The sequence below is a fragment of the Ruegeria sp. SCSIO 43209 genome, assembly GCF_019904295.1.
Lineage (GTDB): Bacteria > Pseudomonadota > Alphaproteobacteria > Rhodobacterales > Rhodobacteraceae > Ruegeria.
The window spans coordinates 2,811,208-2,826,994 of the sequence record NZ_CP065359.1; the positions used below are offsets into that span (position 1 = coordinate 2,811,208).

Annotated in this window: 17 protein-coding genes; 4 read left to right on the forward strand and 13 right to left on the reverse strand. The window is 57.9% G+C overall.

The window, feature by feature from the left end; genetic code table 11:
• Positions 1–46: 46 nt before the first annotated feature.
• The 7 genes from nusG to I5192_RS14095 all read right to left on the reverse strand — a co-directional run bounded on the left by nusG (position 47) and on the right by I5192_RS14095 (position 6,273).
• Positions 47–580, reverse strand: a complete 534-nt coding sequence (nusG, locus tag I5192_RS14065) for a transcription termination/antitermination protein NusG (protein ID WP_152459924.1) — start codon at positions 578–580, stop codon at positions 47–49.
• A gap of 192 nt (positions 581–772) precedes the next feature.
• Positions 773–970, reverse strand: coding sequence for a preprotein translocase subunit SecE (secE, locus tag I5192_RS14070; RefSeq protein WP_170398600.1), 198 nt, complete (start codon positions 968–970; stop codon positions 773–775).
• An 80-nt stretch (positions 971–1,050) separates the two neighbouring features.
• Entirely contained in the window at positions 1,051–1,209 is a 159-nt protein-coding gene (ccoS, locus tag I5192_RS14075) for a cbb3-type cytochrome oxidase assembly protein CcoS (protein ID WP_074737762.1), read from the reverse strand.
• Between the two features lie 5 nt (positions 1,210–1,214).
• Positions 1,215–3,392, reverse strand: coding sequence for a heavy metal translocating P-type ATPase (locus tag I5192_RS14080; RefSeq protein WP_223117100.1), 2,178 nt, complete (start codon positions 3,390–3,392; stop codon positions 1,215–1,217).
• A gap of 2 nt (positions 3,393–3,394) precedes the next feature.
• On the reverse strand, positions 3,395–3,853 hold the full coding sequence (locus I5192_RS14085; RefSeq protein ID WP_223117101.1) for a FixH family protein: 459 nt from the start codon (positions 3,851–3,853) through the stop codon (positions 3,395–3,397).
• A 2-nt stretch (positions 3,854–3,855) separates the two neighbouring features.
• Positions 3,856–5,283 carry a cytochrome c oxidase accessory protein CcoG gene (gene ccoG, locus I5192_RS14090; protein ID WP_223117102.1) on the reverse strand — a complete coding sequence of 476 codons (1,428 nt, stop codon included), beginning with the start codon at positions 5,281–5,283 and terminating at the stop codon, positions 3,856–3,858.
• 111 nt (positions 5,284–5,394) lie between these two features.
• On the reverse strand, positions 5,395–6,273 hold the full coding sequence (locus I5192_RS14095; RefSeq protein ID WP_223117103.1) for a LysR family transcriptional regulator: 879 nt from the start codon (positions 6,271–6,273) through the stop codon (positions 5,395–5,397).
• Between the two features lie 101 nt (positions 6,274–6,374).
• On the opposite strand from I5192_RS14095, the gene I5192_RS14100 reads away from it, so the two are divergent.
• Complete coding sequence (locus I5192_RS14100; protein WP_170398617.1) at positions 6,375–6,533, forward strand: hypothetical protein; 159 nt, start codon at positions 6,375–6,377, stop codon at positions 6,531–6,533.
• Between the two features lie 151 nt (positions 6,534–6,684).
• On the opposite strand, the gene ccoP is transcribed toward I5192_RS14100, so the two are convergent.
• The 4 genes from ccoP to ccoN are packed head-to-tail and all read right to left on the reverse strand — an operon-like array spanning position 6,685 to position 10,119.
• A complete protein-coding gene (gene ccoP, locus I5192_RS14105) occupies positions 6,685–7,548 on the reverse strand; it encodes a cytochrome-c oxidase, cbb3-type subunit III (protein ID WP_223117104.1) in 864 nt (287 codons plus the stop codon).
• On the reverse strand, positions 7,545–7,757 hold the full coding sequence (locus I5192_RS14110) for a cbb3-type cytochrome c oxidase subunit 3 (protein ID WP_170398624.1): 213 nt from the start codon (positions 7,755–7,757) through the stop codon (positions 7,545–7,547). Before I5192_RS14110 ends, ccoP begins: the two co-directional genes overlap by 4 nt.
• Positions 7,758–7,768: 11 nt before the next feature.
• Positions 7,769–8,497, reverse strand: coding sequence for a cytochrome-c oxidase, cbb3-type subunit II (ccoO, locus tag I5192_RS14115; RefSeq protein ID WP_170398627.1), 729 nt, complete (start codon positions 8,495–8,497; stop codon positions 7,769–7,771).
• 14 nt (positions 8,498–8,511) lie between these two features.
• On the reverse strand, positions 8,512–10,119 hold the full coding sequence (gene ccoN, locus I5192_RS14120) for a cytochrome-c oxidase, cbb3-type subunit I (RefSeq protein WP_170398630.1): 1,608 nt from the start codon (positions 10,117–10,119) through the stop codon (positions 8,512–8,514).
• Positions 10,120–10,311: 192 nt separating this feature from the next.
• Here ccoN and I5192_RS14125 point away from each other — a divergent pair, with 192 nt between their 5' ends.
• Positions 10,312–11,151, forward strand: coding sequence for a universal stress protein (locus tag I5192_RS14125; RefSeq protein WP_170398633.1), 840 nt, complete (start codon positions 10,312–10,314; stop codon positions 11,149–11,151).
• Positions 11,152–11,193: 42 nt separating this feature from the next.
• Here I5192_RS14125 and I5192_RS14130 read toward each other — a convergent pair whose 3' ends face one another.
• On the reverse strand, positions 11,194–11,448 hold the full coding sequence (locus I5192_RS14130) for a GlsB/YeaQ/YmgE family stress response membrane protein (RefSeq protein WP_170398637.1): 255 nt from the start codon (positions 11,446–11,448) through the stop codon (positions 11,194–11,196).
• A gap of 39 nt (positions 11,449–11,487) precedes the next feature.
• Entirely contained in the window at positions 11,488–12,231 is a 744-nt protein-coding gene (gene fnrL / locus I5192_RS14135; protein ID WP_170406526.1) for a transcriptional regulator FnrL, read from the reverse strand.
• Positions 12,232–12,292: 61 nt separating this feature from the next.
• On the opposite strand from fnrL, the gene hemN reads away from it, so the two are divergent.
• Positions 12,293–13,648, forward strand: coding sequence for an oxygen-independent coproporphyrinogen III oxidase (gene hemN / locus I5192_RS14140; protein ID WP_223117105.1), 1,356 nt, complete (start codon positions 12,293–12,295; stop codon positions 13,646–13,648).
• A gap of 213 nt (positions 13,649–13,861) precedes the next feature.
• Positions 13,862–15,787 carry an elongation factor G gene (locus tag I5192_RS14145; RefSeq protein WP_223117106.1) on the forward strand — a complete coding sequence of 642 codons (1,926 nt, stop codon included), beginning with the start codon at positions 13,862–13,864 and terminating at the stop codon, positions 15,785–15,787.

The window sequence follows — 15,787 nt, forward strand, 5'->3', positions numbered from 1 at the left end:
AAGGGTGCCCATAAGGCACCCCAAACGATGGTTCGATGGAAACCAATCAGCTCTGCTTGGTGACCTGCGTAAAGTCCAGCTCGACCGGTGTTTCTCGGCCAAAGATCGAAACCGAAACTTTCAGTTTCTGGTTCTCGTCGTCCACACCTTCGACCATGCCGTCGAAATCCTCGAACGGGCCGTCGTTGACCTTGACCTTCTCGCCGACCTCGAAGCTGATCATCAGCTTGGGCGCTTCTTCACCTTCCTGAACGCGGTTGAGGATCTGGTTCACCTCGGCGTCGCGCATCGGCATCGGGCGGCCCTGAGGGCCCAGGAAGCCGGTAACGCGATTGATCGAGTTGATCAGGTGATAGCCCTGATCCGACATTTCCATGTGTACCAGCACGTAACCCGGCATAAAGCGACGTTCGGTGGTGACCTTCTTGCCCCGGCGCACTTCGATCACCTCTTCGGTGGGCACCAGAACCTCGTCGATATCGTCTTCAAGGCCCTGCTCAGCCACCGACGTGCGGATCTGCTCTGCGATCTTCTTTTCGAAATTCGAAAGAACGCTGACCGAATACCACCGTTTCGCCATGAACCTGTCGTCCTTGTTTGCCTTTGGGCTGCGACGCATCGCGCCCTTCGTTGAAATCCTATTGCGTCACCCGGAATAAAAAGCGGCGCGCAGCCCGATTCGCCGCACGCCCATTCCGAATAGTCATGTCACCTACTCTGACATCGCAAGCTGTGCAAGGGGGCAGTCGCGTTTCAGCTTGCCCAAACCGGCTTAGCTAAACGCGCCGAGTACCAGTTGCAGACCGCCGCGAATGCCCAGATCAACCAGCGCAAAGAACACAGCCGTCAGCGCAGCCATGATGAACACCATGACCGTGGTCAACAGAACCTCACGACGGGTCGGCCAGACGACCTTTGCGACTTCGGCGCGGACCTGCTGAATGAACTGGATCGGGTTTAAGGTTGCCATGAGGCTACAATCTCTCTTCTAGCGGATGGGCCGGACATAGCCGGGCATTGCGGCAATTTCAAGGGCTGTTGACGCCTCTGTCAGGGCTTGGGCTTGTCATCCCATTCGTCGCTTAGGATACGGCGCGCATCGCCTTCCGGATCCTCATATTGGTTCGAGCGGACCGTGTAGATAAACGCAACCAAGCCAACCCCGCCCAAAAGCAGGGAAATCGGGATCAGATAGGCAAGCACTTCCATCAGAGTTACCTCAGCCGCAAGGCGTTCAACGACACGGTAATCGACGAGGTCGACATCGCCAATGCCGCAATAAGGGGTGTCGCCAACCCGGCAACGGCCAGCGGGACCGCGATGATGTTATAGACAGTGGCGATCCGGAAATTCTCGCGAATCCGACGGGTCGCCCTGACGGCTGTATCGCAAGCCTCAGCGATTGGGGACAGATCATTGCCCAGTAGCACGATATCCGACGCCACCCGCGCGGCATCCAAGGCGCTGGCCGGAGAAATCGACACATGCGCCGCCGCCAATGCCGCCGTATCGTTCAGCCCATCGCCGACCATCAGAACGTGCCGACCCTGATCACTCAGCTGCTGCACCTTGGCGGCTTTGTCTTGAGGCAAGGCCTGGGCGATCCAGTTCTCAATGCCAAGCTTGCCCGCCAAGGCCTGAACCGCGCCTTGCGTATCGCCGGAAATCAGGATGACGTCTTTGCCAGCAGCGCGGAAAGCCGCAATCGCCTCGGCAGCGCCTGCGCGCAGACTGTCGGTAAAAGTAAAGCGCGATGGCGTCTGCGATCCAATTGCGAGCCAGGCTGCGGTCTGCTCACCATCTTCGCCGCCGACCCAGGCCGCTCGACCCAGCCGGACCTGCTGATCACGGTAAACACCCTCTGTGCCATATCCCGGCACCTCAACAACATCGTGCAACTTGGCAGGCTTGATCCCGGCCTCACGCGCAGCCTTTGCAAGGGCAAGAGACAAGGGGTGCGAAGACGCTTCGGCCAATGCCAGAGCCACTTGCAAATCGGTACGCGAATGATCACCAAGGTTGGTCAACTCAGGCGCACCGGATGTGAGGGTTCCGGTCTTATCGAACACCACCGTATCCACTTCGGCCAACCGTTCTAACGCGGTCGCGTGTTTGATCAGCATGCCACTGCGGAACAATCGGCCTGATGCTGCAGTGGTTACCGCCGGCACTGCCAAGCCCAGCGCGCAGGGACATGTGATGATCAAAACCGCCGCAGCGATATTCAGCGCCGTCCGGATATCGCCCGAATAAATATACCATCCTAAGAAGCTGAGCGCGGACAGTATATGCACCCCCGGCGCATAAAGCTTGGCCGCCTTGTCTGCCAGCGAGGTATACCGTGATCGGCCCGATTCAGCGATGGCTACCAGATCCGCCATACGGTGCAGCGAGGTATCTTCCCCGACTGCCGTCGCACGGATGGTCAGAGGGCCGGTCAGGTTAACCTCACCAGCACTGACGTTCAGCCCGGCCTCGGCAAAGACCGGGAGGGTTTCCCCGGTCAGCAGCGACCGGTCCAACTCGGACTGGCCCGAGATGATTTCGCCATCCACTGGCATACGCCCTCCGGGGCGCATCAGAATCAGATCACCCACGTTAAGGCTCGCCACCGCCACTTCCGCTTCGGTCCCATCCACTAGCCGGATGGCGCGCGGGACCTCCAGCGCGGTTAGTTCTTCGGCAGCCGAACGTGCCGCGGCACGGGTGCGATAGTCCAAATACCTGCCCGCTAGCAGGAAGAATGTCAGGGTCAAAGCCGCGTCGAAATAAGCATGTTCACCGCTGAGTGCAGTTTCCCAAAGCGACGTGACCAGAGCCAGCAGTATCGCCAAAACAATCGGCACATCCATATTCAACCGGCGTACGCGCAGCGCGCTCCAGGCGTTGGAAAAGAAAGGCTGGGCCGAGAATGCGATTGCAGGCAGCGCAATCGCCGCCGATATCCAATGGAACATGTCGCGCGTCGCATCGGTGGCGCCGGACCAGACCGACACCGATAACAGCATCACGTTCATCGAAGCAAAACCCGCCACTGCCAACCGCATCAGCAGATCGCGCCCGGTCTTATCGGTTTGCGTAGCCGAAAGCGCACCCGGATCCAGTTCGTGGGCTTCAAAGCCAGCGCGCTCCAACACCGGGATCAGATCATCGGCGCGCGTATCCGGTGCCGCCTTGATCATCGCGCGTTTCAGCGTGAGATTGACCCGCGCGTCTTCAACGCCGGGATGGGCATTCAACTCACGCTCGACCGTAGAGATGCAGGCCGAGCAGTGGATGCCCGGCAGCGACAGCGCGATCTGCACATCCTCTGGGATTGGCCGCGCCGCTTCCGCCGGGGCTGCGATGCAGCCAGGACAGGCTGCCCGAGATGGAGTGGCTTGCGCAACCATCTCTAACCTTTCACATACAGGGGCACACGTTGCGCGAACTCGGCACCATCTTTTGCTTTGGCCACAAGGCGAATGTTCCAGTTCCCTTCGCCCAGGGCAGCCGGAGCGGCATAGGCGATGCCATCAAAAGTAAAGTCCGGCGAGAAGTCTTCCTTCACATGGGTGGCGCGCCCCACCACGGCCTGCAGATCTGCCACTTCAACAGGGGAACCGGTCTGATCGGTTATGTATAGCACCAGCAGCCCTCCGGTCAGCTCGGCCTTGATGTTCCAACCCAGGGCCTGCTGTTCCTTCAAACGTTCATTGAACTCCTGGCTGGCTACATAGGAGTTCTTCACCTCAAGCCCCGGAAAGGTCTTGATTGCACTATAAGCCAAGACAAGGTTCACCGCGATGATCACGCCAAAGGCCGCGACAAATACCGCCAATGCGTGTTTGCCTGTGAATTGACGTTCTGCCATTCTCAGCTTCCTCGTCCGTTGAAACTGGTATCCTTGTAGGCTCGCTCACCACTTTTCAGATCTTCGACCCAGATGCGAACCGAGGTGCTGTCAGCCGCCGCAGGGGCAGTACCCTGCGGAGCGGTGATATAGACGCGGGTCAATTGTGCCGTATCTGCAGTGACATTAACAGTCTCGCCTTCAACACCTTCGATTTCAATCTGCAGCGATGAATCGCCCGCAATCGTCAGTTTGAATGGCCGATCCTCGCCATGTTTGTTGCGCAGGCGTACATCATAGGTGTTACGGATCGTGCCATCTGAAAGGGTAACGAAAGTCGGATTCCGCACCGGCGCAACCGTCAAATCGATATCCGAACGAATAAACAGCGCAAAGAGCAGTGCAAATCCGACCAGTGACCATAGCGCCGTGTACAGGATCGTGCGCGGACGCAGGATGTGTTTCCAAACGTTTTTGGGTGGCTGACCTTCGCGTTCGCGGGCCTCATCACTCAGCGCCATATAATCGATCAGACCACGGGGCTTGCCTATCTTGGCCATCATGTCATCGCAGGCGTCGATGCAAAGCGCACAGGTAATGCATTCCAGCTGCTGACCGTCTCGAATGTCGATCCCTACCGGACAGACATTGACGCAAGCCATACAATCGATGCAATCGCCCAGCTCGCTGTCAGCCGTACGTTTGCCTTTGCCGCGTGGTTCACCCCGCCATTCGCGATATCCGACGACCAGGGTATCCTCGTCCATCATCGCGGCCTGTATGCGCGGCCATGGGCAGGCATAGATGCAGATTTGTTCGCGTGCAAAGCCACCGAAGAAAAACGTGGTGCCGGTCAGAATCAGCATCGTCGTATAGGCCACTGGATGCGCGTTTCCGGTGACCAGATCACGCGCCAGAGTTGGTGCATCCGCAAAATAGAAAACCCAGGCGCCACCAGTTGCGAGCCCGATGAAGAACCAAGCGACCCACTTGGTCAGGCGCAGCCGCGCCTTGCGGAAATCCAGCTTTTTCTGCCTGTGCAGACGCAGGCGCGCATTACGGTCGCCCTCGATCCAGCGCTCGACAAGGATATACAGGTCCGTCCAAACCGTCTGCGGGCAGGCATATCCGCACCAGACCCGCCCAAGCGCCGAGGTGAACAGGAACAGACCCAATCCTGCCATGATCAGCAGCCCAGCGACAAAATAGAACTCGTGCGGCCAAATCTCGATCCAGAAGAAATAGAAGCGGCGGTTCGCCAGATCCAGAAGAACGGCCTGATCCGGAAGGCTTGGACCGCGATCCCACCTGATCCAAGGCGTCACATAGTAAATGCCCAGCGTCACCGCCATGATGATCCATTTCAAATTGCGAAACGGGCCGGACACACGTCTCGGGAAAATCGGCTCTCTGGCAGCGTAGAGACTGGGGGTGGGATTGGAATCGCTCACAGGCTGGCTCCGCAACTGGCTATTCTGAGTGTGTGTTCTTCCAGATCACGAGGCAAGGGACTTTGACATGGGTCAAAACGCGCATCGAGCAGACACCTTTAGACGCGTGAATTACTGCTGGCTTCGCGCTTCGCGCCTCAGCCAGTTGATGAAGATTTTCACGGATCGCCTAAGAGCTTGTTTTTGCGTAACTATATGATACCCGCGCGTATCCGGCTCGGCGAAGAGTTCGACGACGCGGCCCGCATTGATGTCCGCTTCGACGAATTGTCGCACAGTGACGGTGACCCCTTGCCCAGACCGCAAACCATCCAGCAGCAGGTTACCGGGAAGCTGTGTACGCCCCGCGCCGCGTTCGGGTCCGACACCTCGCTCAGTCAGCCATTTTGTCCCCTCAGTCGTGCCAATTTCCTCAAGCCACGGCAACTGCGCAAGTTCTGCCGGGGACCAATCGGTTTTGTTACCCAATAGTGTGGGTGAGGCGACGATGACCATCGGCGTCTGCAACAACATTTCACACTCCACCCCCGGCCAACCGCCGGCGCCATAACGGATCGCTACATCCACGCCACCCGGTTGCAGCTCGACCACCTCAAAGGTTGGATCGAGAATCAGGTTTACGTCGGGATGCGTCGCGCGGAAACTCGGCAGTCGCGGCATCAGCCAAGATGCAGCGAAGGAAGACGTCAGCGACACATGAACCGGGCGGTCCTGAGCCGAGCGAGCCAGATCACCCACAGCAGCCTCGATCGCACCAAATCCAAGCTGCAGGGCACGGGCCAGATGCTCACCTTCCGCGGTAAGTGTCAGCGCTTTGCCCGTTCGCTCCAGCAGAGCCGCGCCCAGATGTTTCTCGAGCGCGCGAAGCTGCTGGCTGATTGCAGCGTGGCTAACATTGAGCGCAGCACCGGCCTCGACAACACTTCGCTTCTCAGCGAAGGCTGCAAAGGCCCTGAGAGAGGCCAACGGCGGCAGTGATAGCCAGTCCATATGTAAACCCTGCTTACACGTTGAAATGGTAATTGAGTCGCATTCGGCGTGCGAAAGGTCAATCTTAAAGCTCAGAAACAACTCTGCACAGGAGGGAAACCATGCTGACCGTATTCGCCAGATCTTTTTTGAACGCGACACGCATCAATACGCCTCACATCTACGATGCGCCAAAGCCGGGCCGTCGCAAGCGGCGCTGGCTGCCCGAACATCATTGGTGGAGAGAAAACCCGCGCGATGTAAATCTGAACGATCTTTGATACTGGTTTGAATGCCGTATCTGGACCGGCAGAGATTGCAGCCCTATTGTTTGAAAATCGGCACCGGCTGTTCTGGAAACGCGCGAACAGATGGAACAGCCGGTGCCTAGACCTTCGGGCGGGAGACCGCCCGGAGGTGTTCTGTTAACCCTTACTGACCGCCACCCAACTGGTGGACATAGGCCGTGACAGCGCGGATCTGCGCGTCGGTCAGACGGTTTTCCCACGGGGGCATGACGCCGAAGCGGCTGTAGGTGACCGTCTCGGTCAGTGCCTCTTCGCTGCCACCATAGAGCCAGATCGCATCGGTCAGATTCGGCGCGCCCTGGGAAACGTCGCCTTTGCCGTCATCACCGTGGCAAGCCGCGCAATTGTCTTCGAACACAACCTTGCCTGCCTGCGCCGCCGCGTCATCGGTCTGGGCGTTAGTCAGGGACATGACGTATTGAACCACTTGAGTGATCTCATCCTTTTCGAGGATCTCACCAAAGGCCGGCATCTCGGAATAGCGCGCGTCGTCGCTTTCCTCGTTCCGGATGCCATAGGCGATGGTGTACTCGATATCCTCAAGCGAGCCGCCCCACAGCCAGGCGTCATCCAGCAGGTTCGGGAAACCCGGCGCACCCTGCGCGCCCGATCCGTGGCACTGCGCGCACCAGGTTCGGAACACAGCGCCACCAGAGTTAACTGCGTATTGTTGCAGCTCCGCGTCGGCCGAGATTTCTTCCAGCGGTGTTTCCACCAACTTGGCATTCCACGGCGCATTCGCTTCTTCGAACGCGACCATTTCCTGCTGCACCAGCTCGCGCGAGGACCAACCCAGCACACCGGCGGTTGCCGATTGAACCAAGGGCCATGCGGGGTACATGATCGTGTAGATCACGCCCCAAATGATGGTCGCGTAAAAGGTCCAAAGCCACCAGCGTGGCATCGGATTATCGAATTCCTCGATTCCGTCCCAGCTGTGACCCGTGGTGTTAGGATCGCCCGGCTGTTTTTCAGGTGTCTTACTCATTGCCGCGCCTCCTTGGATGTGGCGGGTTTGTCGTCGCCCCGACGGGGCGCTGGGGCATCAGCGTGCCGGAACGGGATGTTGGCGGTGTCCTTGTATTCCTTGCTGGCACCAGGGCGGAAAACCCAGATGATGATGCCAATAAAAAACGAGAACAGGAGCAGCAACATCCAGCTATCCGCGAACTGCCTTAGAATTGTGTATAGTTCCATCACACCCTCCTTTAACGGCTTGCGTCCGGGGTGAAGGTCGAGAAATCGACCAGCGTGCCCAGCATCTGGAGGTAAGCAACCAACGCATCCATTTCAGTCAGCTCGGGCTGACCGTCAAAGTTACGCACATTGACCTTGTCGCCATAGCGTTCCAACAATCCATCATAATCGCTGTCCGGATCGGCCTGCGCCCGAAAATCGGCCTGCGCCTGTTCAAGCATCTCGTCGGTATACGGGGTGCCGACCACGGCATTTGCCGCCATGATGTCACCGATATACTTGCCGTCTAGCTTACGATCCTCAAGGAAGCCGTATTTCGGCATCACCGATTCCGGCACCACCGATTGTGGATCGCGCAGGTGGTCCACCTGCCATTGATCCGAATACCGGCCACCGACGCGGGCAATATCCGGCCCGGTGCGTTTGGACCCCCATTGGAACGGATGATCATACATGGATTCAGCCGCCAGCGAGTAGTGGCCATAACGTTCAACCTCATCCCGCATCGGGCGGATCATCTGGCTGTGGCAAACATAGCAGCCTTCGCGCAGATAAACCTCACGCCCCGCCAGTTCGAGAGGGGTGTAAGGGCGCATACCCTCCACCTTCTCGATGGTGTTCTCAAGATAGAACAGGGGCGCGATCTGTACGATGCCACCAATGGTCACGACCAGAAAGCTGAAGATCAGCAGGAGGGTCGCGTTGGTCTCGAGGATCTTGTGTTTGTCGAGAATTGCCATTGCTCCGGCCCTCCTTATTCAGCCGGGACCGCGACGGTCAGGCTAGCCTCTTTGGCCGGTGCTTTCCGTACAGTCATCCACAGGTTGTAGCACATGATCAGCGAGCCAGCGACGAACATCACGCCACCCAGCGCACGCACCACATACATCGGGAACTTCGCGGCAACGGTGTCAGCGAACGAATTCACCAAGAAGCCATTGGCATCCACTTCACGCCACATCAGGCCTTCCATGATACCGGTGACCCACATCGACGCCGCGTAGAGAACGATGCCAATGGTGGCGAGCCAAAAGTGCCAGCTGACCAGCTGCAGCGAGTACAGACGCTCACGCTTCCACAGAACAGGGACTAGGAAGTAAAGAGCACCAAAGGTGATCATACCGTTCCAGCCCAGCGCGCCCGAATGTACGTGACCGATAGTCCAGTCGGTATAGTGGCTGAGGCTGTTCACAGCGCGGATCGACATCATCGGACCCTCGAACGTGGACATGCCGTAAAAGCCGACCGAAATCACCATCATCCGGATCACTGGGTCAGTGCGTAGTTTGTCCCATGCACCCGACAGGGTCATCAGACCGTTGATCATACCACCCCACGAAGGCATCCATAGGATCACCGAGAATACCATGCCAAGGGTCGAGGCCCAATCAGGCAGCGCGGTATAGTGCAGGTGGTGCGGGCCGGCCCAGATATACAGGAAGATCAGCGCCCAGAAGTGGATGATCGACAGCTTGTAGCTGAATACTGGACGCTCAGCCTGTTTCGGGATGAAGTAGTACATCATACCCAGGAAACCGGCAGTCAGGAAGAAGCCCACGGCGTTGTGGCCATACCACCACTGGATCATGGCATCCTGAACACCAGACCAGACGATGACCGATTTCGATCCCCAGATGCTGACCGGGATGGTCATGTTGTTGACCAGGTGCAGCATGGCGACAGTCACGATAAAGGCCAGATAGAACCAGTTTGCCACGTAGATGTGCGGCTCTTTCCGCTTGATGATCGTGCCCAGATAAACAGCCAGATAGGCAACCCAGACAACGGTCAGCCACAGGTCAACGTACCATTCAGGTTCGGCATATTCTTTCGACTGCGTTCCACCAAGTATATAACCGGTTGCCGCAAGCACGATGAACAGCTGATAGCCCCAGAACACGAACCATGCCAGGTTTCCACCCCAAAGTCGCGCAGCGCTGGTGCGCTGTACGACATAGAACGAAGTTGCGATCAACGCGTTACCGCCAAAGGCAAAGATAACCGCCGATGTATGCAAAGGCCGCAGACGCCCGAAATTAAGATAGCCCTGCGCCCATTCGAAGTTCAGCGCCGGAAAGGCTAGCTGGAACGCAATAAAAGTCCCTGCCAGGAACCCGACTACCCCCCAGAATGCGGTTGCGATCACGCCGTAGCGGATCACGTCATCCATATACTCACCAGAGCGGTCGACGAGGATATCTGGCTCTTCCGTGTTTCTAAGCGTCCAGATGAACAGACCGCCGGCGATCAACATCACCAGAATTGCGTGCACCTGATACGCCAAATCCCGTGCATAATTAGAGCCGATGGCTGCGAACAACACCACCAGCCCAAGCACGATCAGCTTGATGTAATTTGACATATTGCGTCCCTTTGCCATGCCTCGCGCGATTCTTCGTGTCACGCGAAACCTTTTTGACTGCATGCTGTAATGCAGCGAGGTCGCCTTTGACGCTTTGATCTGCATCAAGACAAGCCCCTGTTTTCTGTGAGAGGTATTTTGCAGAAACAGACACGCGCTGGCAACGGACAGCGCCGGAAACATGAGGTCGACATGGCATTTAAATCTCTTCTTACGGTCATGACGGAAACCAAGCTTTCTCAGAACGCACTGGCACAAATGGTGGCATTGGCAGAAGGGCAGGACGCCCATGTCGAAGCGTTGTGTCTTGGCGTCGATCGCAGTCAGACCGGTTATTATTATGCCGGTGCAAACGCTTTGATCCTGCAGGAGACCCTGAGCCGCGCCAATGCCGAGGCGGACGAGATACTCGCCTACGCTCAGGATTATCTGGGTAAGTCGGGCGTGCGCTGGTCCGCTGAAAACGGGGTAGCTCAGATCGCTGATCTCGGGCGACATGTCGCACGTCGCGCGCGCTTTTCGGATCTCGTGGTATTGCCGCGACCTTATGGAAAAGACCGCGACGCAGAAGCTGAACCCATCGTCGAGGCAGCCATGTTCGAAGGCCATTCGCCGGTGCTGTTAGTGCCCGACGATAACAAACCGATTTCGGCCCCAAAAACCGTCATGGTGGGCTGGAACGAAAGCGTCGAAGCGATGCGCGCCATCCGTCGCGCGTTGCCATTCTTGAAGCAGGCCGAACTCACACGGATTGTTGTGATTGATCCACCGCGTCATGGGCCGGATCGATCGGACCCGGGCGGTCTGCTATCTCAGATGCTGGCGCGACATGGGGTGAAGTGCGAAATCGACGTGCTCAGCAAGACCATGACGCGCGTCTCGGACATCCTCAATCGCCACGCTGCCGATACCGAGGCCGATATGATCGTTATGGGGGCCTATGGCCATTCGCGCTTTCGCGAGGCCATTTTGGGCGGTGCGACCCGCAATATGCTGGAGCAATCAGAAATCCCCGTGTTTCTGGCGCACTGACGACGCCAACGAACGCAAAAGCCGCCCGTCTCTGGTGCGGCTTTATGTCTTGCGGATCAGGCCGATCAGGAACAGCAGGATCACCGCGCCGATAGTGGCAAAGAAGATCGAAGAGATGAGCCCTCCGCCAACCGCAAAGCCCAGGGCGGGAAAGATCGTACCCGCCAGAAACGCACCGACAATCCCGACTATAATATTCCCGATCAGGCCGAACCCACGCCCTTCCATGATTTTCCCCGACAGCCAGCCAGCTATCGCGCCGATGAACAGCATGGCGAGTAAACCGCTAAATTCCATAAGGGACTCCCAATTGTTCAGGGACGGCGGGCTGAGGCATCAGACCAGAAATCCGCCATCGGTATCGTCGCCCGCCTCTTCCATTAGGCGCCCCATATCGGGGATTGTTACATGGCGTTTACCTTCCAGAGTAATGACCTGATCTTTCTTCAAGGCGGAAATCTGCCGGCTGACAGTTTCCAGGGTCAGCCCAAGATAGTCGGCCATCGCCTCGCGCGTCAGTGGCAGGTCAAAGACAATCGGAGCTACCATTCCGGCTTGATGAATCGATGCGTCCCGGCGCGCGATGATCGAAAGCAGGCTGGCAATCTTTTCTCGCGCGGTCTTGCGTCCAAGCACCAGCATCCACTCACGGGCCGCATCCAATTCGTCCAACGTCATTTCCAGCAGGCGCTGCGAGATGTGCGGCGTCGTGATCATCATGTCCTCGAACGGCTTTTTGCGGAAACAACACATCATCAGATCGGTGGTCGCCACCACGTCGTATGGCGCGTTGTCTCGTCCAGGGCGACCCACGAAATCGCTGGGCAGCAGCAGGCCGACCATTTGCCTGCGCCCATCCTCCATCGTCTGTGTCAAAGACGCGATTCCCGACACGACCGAGCCGACAAAATTCATCGGATCGCCGGACCAGATGATCGTCTGCCCCGCCTCAAAGCTGCGGTAGTACTTGATGTTCTCAAGCTCTTCCAGCTCGTCCTTTTCGCAATGCGCGCACACCGCACGATGCCGGATCGGGCATTCTGCGCAATTGGTGTGGTCGAATTGGGCCTTGAGTGTCATTCGCGCTTCCATTTGATTTCGGTCAAAGTACCCTGGGCCCTCCAGCTATAGTCATATCTTTATGACACTGAAACCTCAACTGGCACGGCTTGGACTTTTTGACGCGAAAGTACCGCGTTACACAAGCTATCCCACCGCACCCCACTTCAGCAATGACGTTGGGGCCGATCTGTTTAGCGACTGGATTTCCGGGATTGCTCCGGGCAGTTCAATCTCGCTTTACATCCACGTACCTTTCTGCCGTCGGCTGTGCTGGTTTTGCGCCTGCCGGACACAAGGCACCCAGACTGATAACCCGGTCATCGCCTATGTCGACGTGCTAAAGGCCGAGCTGGATTTGCTGGCGGCACGCCTGCCAGAGGGTGTTACATTGTCGCGGCTGCACTGGGGCGGCGGCACGCCGACGCTGTTGAATGCAGACCTGATGCGGGATCTGGCCGCGCGAATCCTTGAGATTGTGCCTCTAGGCCCAGACGCCGAGTTTTCCGTCGAGATCGATCCGAATGAGATCGACGAATCCCGGCTGGATGCACTGGCCGAAGCCGGGATGAACCGCGCATCGATCGGCGTTCAGGATTTTGACGACGAAATCCAGAAAACCATCGGTCGCATTCAAAGCTATGACACCACCCGCGAAGCTGCCGAGATGATCCGCGCGCGTGGTATATCCAGCCTGAATGCGGACATCCTTTATGGCCTGCCCCACCAGACCAAGGCACGCATGACCGAAAGTGTGCAAAAGCTGTTGTCGCTGAACCCTGACCGGGTCGCACTCTATGGCTACGCGCATGTGCCGTGGATGGCCAAGCGCCAGCAGTTGATTCCATCAGATGCCCTGCCCACACCGGAACAGCGACTGGAACTTTTTGAAACCGCCCGGCGACTGTTCCGATGGGACAATTATGCCGAGATCGGGATCGACCACTTTGCAACGCAGGACGATGGGCTGACCCATGCGCTGCGCGCTGGTCGATTGAAACGGAATTTCCAGGGCTATACAGACGATCAAGCTCCTATTCTGATTGGCTTGGGTGCCAGCTCGATCTCACGCTTTCCGGAAGGATATGCGCAAAACGCACCGGCAACCTCGGCTCATACGAAGGCCATACGCGAAGGGCGGTTCTCGACGTCGCGCGGGCATTTGTTCAAAGATCAGGATGTTCTACGGTCTCGTCTGATCGAAGCATTGATGTGCGATTTTCAGATCAACTCGGCCGAGATTCTGCGCGATTATGACATTTCAACTGCGGAACTGCAGCAAATGTACGCAACGGCAAACGCGGCCTTCGACGGGTTGCTACGCGTGGATGAAAACGGATTGTTCATACCGCCCGAAGCACGTGCGCTGACCCGCATGATCGCGCGCAGCTTTGACACGTATGATCTGAGTAAGGCTGGGCATAGTTCCGCGATCTGAACACTCTTCGGCAGGTCGTTTTTCGCGACCTTCCCTTACAAACCGGCACGGGGGCTTGACGCATGCCTTCGGTTTTCTCCACACTCAAGGGGTGGAGAGACCCACCTCTTCACAGCCTGAGGCAGGCAAACGCAGACAGTTCTTGCCGACGCGCATGCGTTCGACAGCCCTTTTCGTGCAGCCATACTGCAACCTGAAAGAGGGACAGCACTCATGCGCGTTTTCACCGTCCTCGGCCCCAGCCAATCGGGCAAATCCACCTTGGTCGAAGCGATCAGCCGCCTCGACGGGCGGCCCACCACATTCGATGTTGCCGGAACCGTGCATCTGCACGGTTTTTCTTATTTAAACGAACCGTGGTGCGCGGTGGACGTAGACGGAGGCGGCGATGCGCTGGCCTATGTCGGCCCGGCCATGGCGATCTCGGACGCAGCAGTTGTGGTTGTCCCACCCGATCCGGATGCCTCCGTTCTGTGTGCCCCGTATCTAAGGTTGGTCGAAGAGGCGGGCATTCCCTGCTTCTTGTTCATCAACCGCATGGACAGCCCCAATGGCCGCATCCGCGACATCGTTGCTGCGCTGCAGACCTATTGCACCCACCACATCGCCCTGCGGCAAGTGCCGATCCGGGACGGAGACACCATTATCGGCGCAGTCGATCTGATCTCGGAGCGCGCCTGGAAGTATCAGGAGGGGCAGCCCTCGGCCCTGATCGAGCTACCGCAATCAGCGGAAGACCGTGAACAGGAAGCACGCACCGAGTTGTTGGAGACCCTATCGGATTTCGATGACAATCTGCTGGAGCAACTGATTGAGGACAAACAGCCCCCAAGCGACGAGGTCTACGAGCTGGCCGCACAGGTCTTGCAGAACCATCAGCTTATCCCGGCCTGCCTAGGTGCCGCGAGCCATGGCAACGGTCTGACCCGCTTGATGAAAGCGCTGCGTCATGAAGCACCGGAATTCAAAATTGCAGCTGACCGGGATGAGGCCGAAGAAAACGCCCGTGCCATTGCCGGCTTTGCGGATGTGAAGAAGCATATCGGCAAGATCACCGTTTTGCGCGGTCTGGGCGACGGCGTCAAAGCGCATGAATCCCTTGGCGGCGAAACTGTTGGAAATCTGACAACCTTGGACGCCAAGACCCAGATCAGCGCGCTTGAAGCCGGACATATTGGCCTTGCTGTCAAATCCGACCACCTTAATCCCGGCTTCATCTATGACAGCGCGGCGGCAACGCCGTTGCCGGAATGGGCCTCATCCCATCCTGCCGCGCATCGTCAGGTCGTATCGCCTGCGCACGAGCGAGACGACGTGCGCCTGTCGAATGCGTTGACCCGGCTGGTTGAGATCGACCCCGGCCTGCATCTGGAGCAAGACGAGCTGAGCGGTCATTCCATTCTGGGCTCACAAGGTCCGCAGCATATGCGGCGCGTGACCGCCAAACTCGCCGAGGATTTTGGCATCGAGATCGAGGCCGAGGCCGCCGGAACCGCCTATCGCGAAACCATTCGCACAAAGGTCGATCATCGCCATCGCCACCGCAAGCAATCCGGCGGTGCGGGGCAGTTTGCCGATGTGGTCATATCCATCGCTCCGCTGCCGCGCGGCTCGGGGTTCCAGTTCGAGGAAGTGGTGAAAGGTGGGGCCGTACCCCGGAATTACATTCCTTCGGTTGAACACGGGGCCAAAGACGCATTGATCGAAGGGCCTGAAGGCTTCCCAGTTGTGGACGTCAAGGTGACACTCAGAGACGGCAAACACCATAACGTGGACAGTTCCGATTATGCTTTCCGCACTGCTGGCAAGAATGCCGTGCGCGAAGCGCTACCCGAGGCGAAACCCGTCGTCCTGCAACCTATCCTGAACGCCGAAATCCATCTGCCCTCAACCTTCGTCGGCGATCTTGTCCCGACGATCAGCTCGCTGCAGGGGCAGGTTCTTGGGTTTGAAGGCAACCCCAACGCCTCAGGCTGGGAAATCTTCAATGCGACGCTCCCCGCCGTGGCCGAGGATGAACTGCACCGCACACTTGCCAGTGCTACACGCGGGACCGGTTGGGTCAAACTACAATTCGATCACTATGAAGAGCTACGCGGCCCCGTTCCCGCGTCAGCCAAAAATAAGGAAATAGCCTGA

Excerpts from the sequence above, each read along its gene's own strand:
- nusG (WP_152459924.1), bottom strand. The coding sequence starts at position 580 with ATGGCGAAACGGTGGTATTCGGTCAGCGTTCTTTCGAATTTCGAAAAG.
- I5192_RS14125 (WP_170398633.1), top strand. The coding sequence starts at position 10,312 with ATGGCATTTAAATCTCTTCTTACGGTCATGACGGAAACCAAGCTTTCT.
- hemN (WP_223117105.1), top strand. The coding sequence starts at position 12,293 with ATGACACTGAAACCTCAACTGGCACGGCTTGGACTTTTTGACGCGAAA.
- ccoN (WP_170398630.1), bottom strand. The coding sequence starts at position 10,119 with ATGTCAAATTACATCAAGCTGATCGTGCTTGGGCTGGTGGTGTTGTTC.
- I5192_RS14130 (WP_170398637.1), bottom strand. The coding sequence starts at position 11,448 with ATGGAATTTAGCGGTTTACTCGCCATGCTGTTCATCGGCGCGATAGCT.
- I5192_RS14085 (WP_223117101.1), bottom strand. The coding sequence starts at position 3,853 with ATGGCAGAACGTCAATTCACAGGCAAACACGCATTGGCGGTATTTGTC.
- fnrL (WP_170406526.1), bottom strand. The coding sequence starts at position 12,231 with ATGACACTCAAGGCCCAATTCGACCACACCAATTGCGCAGAATGCCCG.
- I5192_RS14100 (WP_170398617.1), top strand. The coding sequence starts at position 6,375 with ATGCTGACCGTATTCGCCAGATCTTTTTTGAACGCGACACGCATCAAT.
- I5192_RS14110 (WP_170398624.1), bottom strand. The coding sequence starts at position 7,757 with ATGGAACTATACACAATTCTAAGGCAGTTCGCGGATAGCTGGATGTTG.
- I5192_RS14095 (WP_223117103.1), bottom strand. The coding sequence starts at position 6,273 with ATGGACTGGCTATCACTGCCGCCGTTGGCCTCTCTCAGGGCCTTTGCA.
- ccoS (WP_074737762.1), bottom strand. The coding sequence starts at position 1,209 with ATGGAAGTGCTTGCCTATCTGATCCCGATTTCCCTGCTTTTGGGCGGG.
- ccoO (WP_170398627.1), bottom strand. The coding sequence starts at position 8,497 with ATGGCAATTCTCGACAAACACAAGATCCTCGAGACCAACGCGACCCTC.
- ccoP (WP_223117104.1), bottom strand. The coding sequence starts at position 7,548 with ATGAGTAAGACACCTGAAAAACAGCCGGGCGATCCTAACACCACGGGT.
- I5192_RS14145 (WP_223117106.1), top strand. The coding sequence starts at position 13,862 with ATGCGCGTTTTCACCGTCCTCGGCCCCAGCCAATCGGGCAAATCCACC.
- I5192_RS14080 (WP_223117100.1), bottom strand. The coding sequence starts at position 3,392 with ATGGTTGCGCAAGCCACTCCATCTCGGGCAGCCTGTCCTGGCTGCATC.
- secE (WP_170398600.1), bottom strand. The coding sequence starts at position 970 with ATGGCAACCTTAAACCCGATCCAGTTCATTCAGCAGGTCCGCGCCGAA.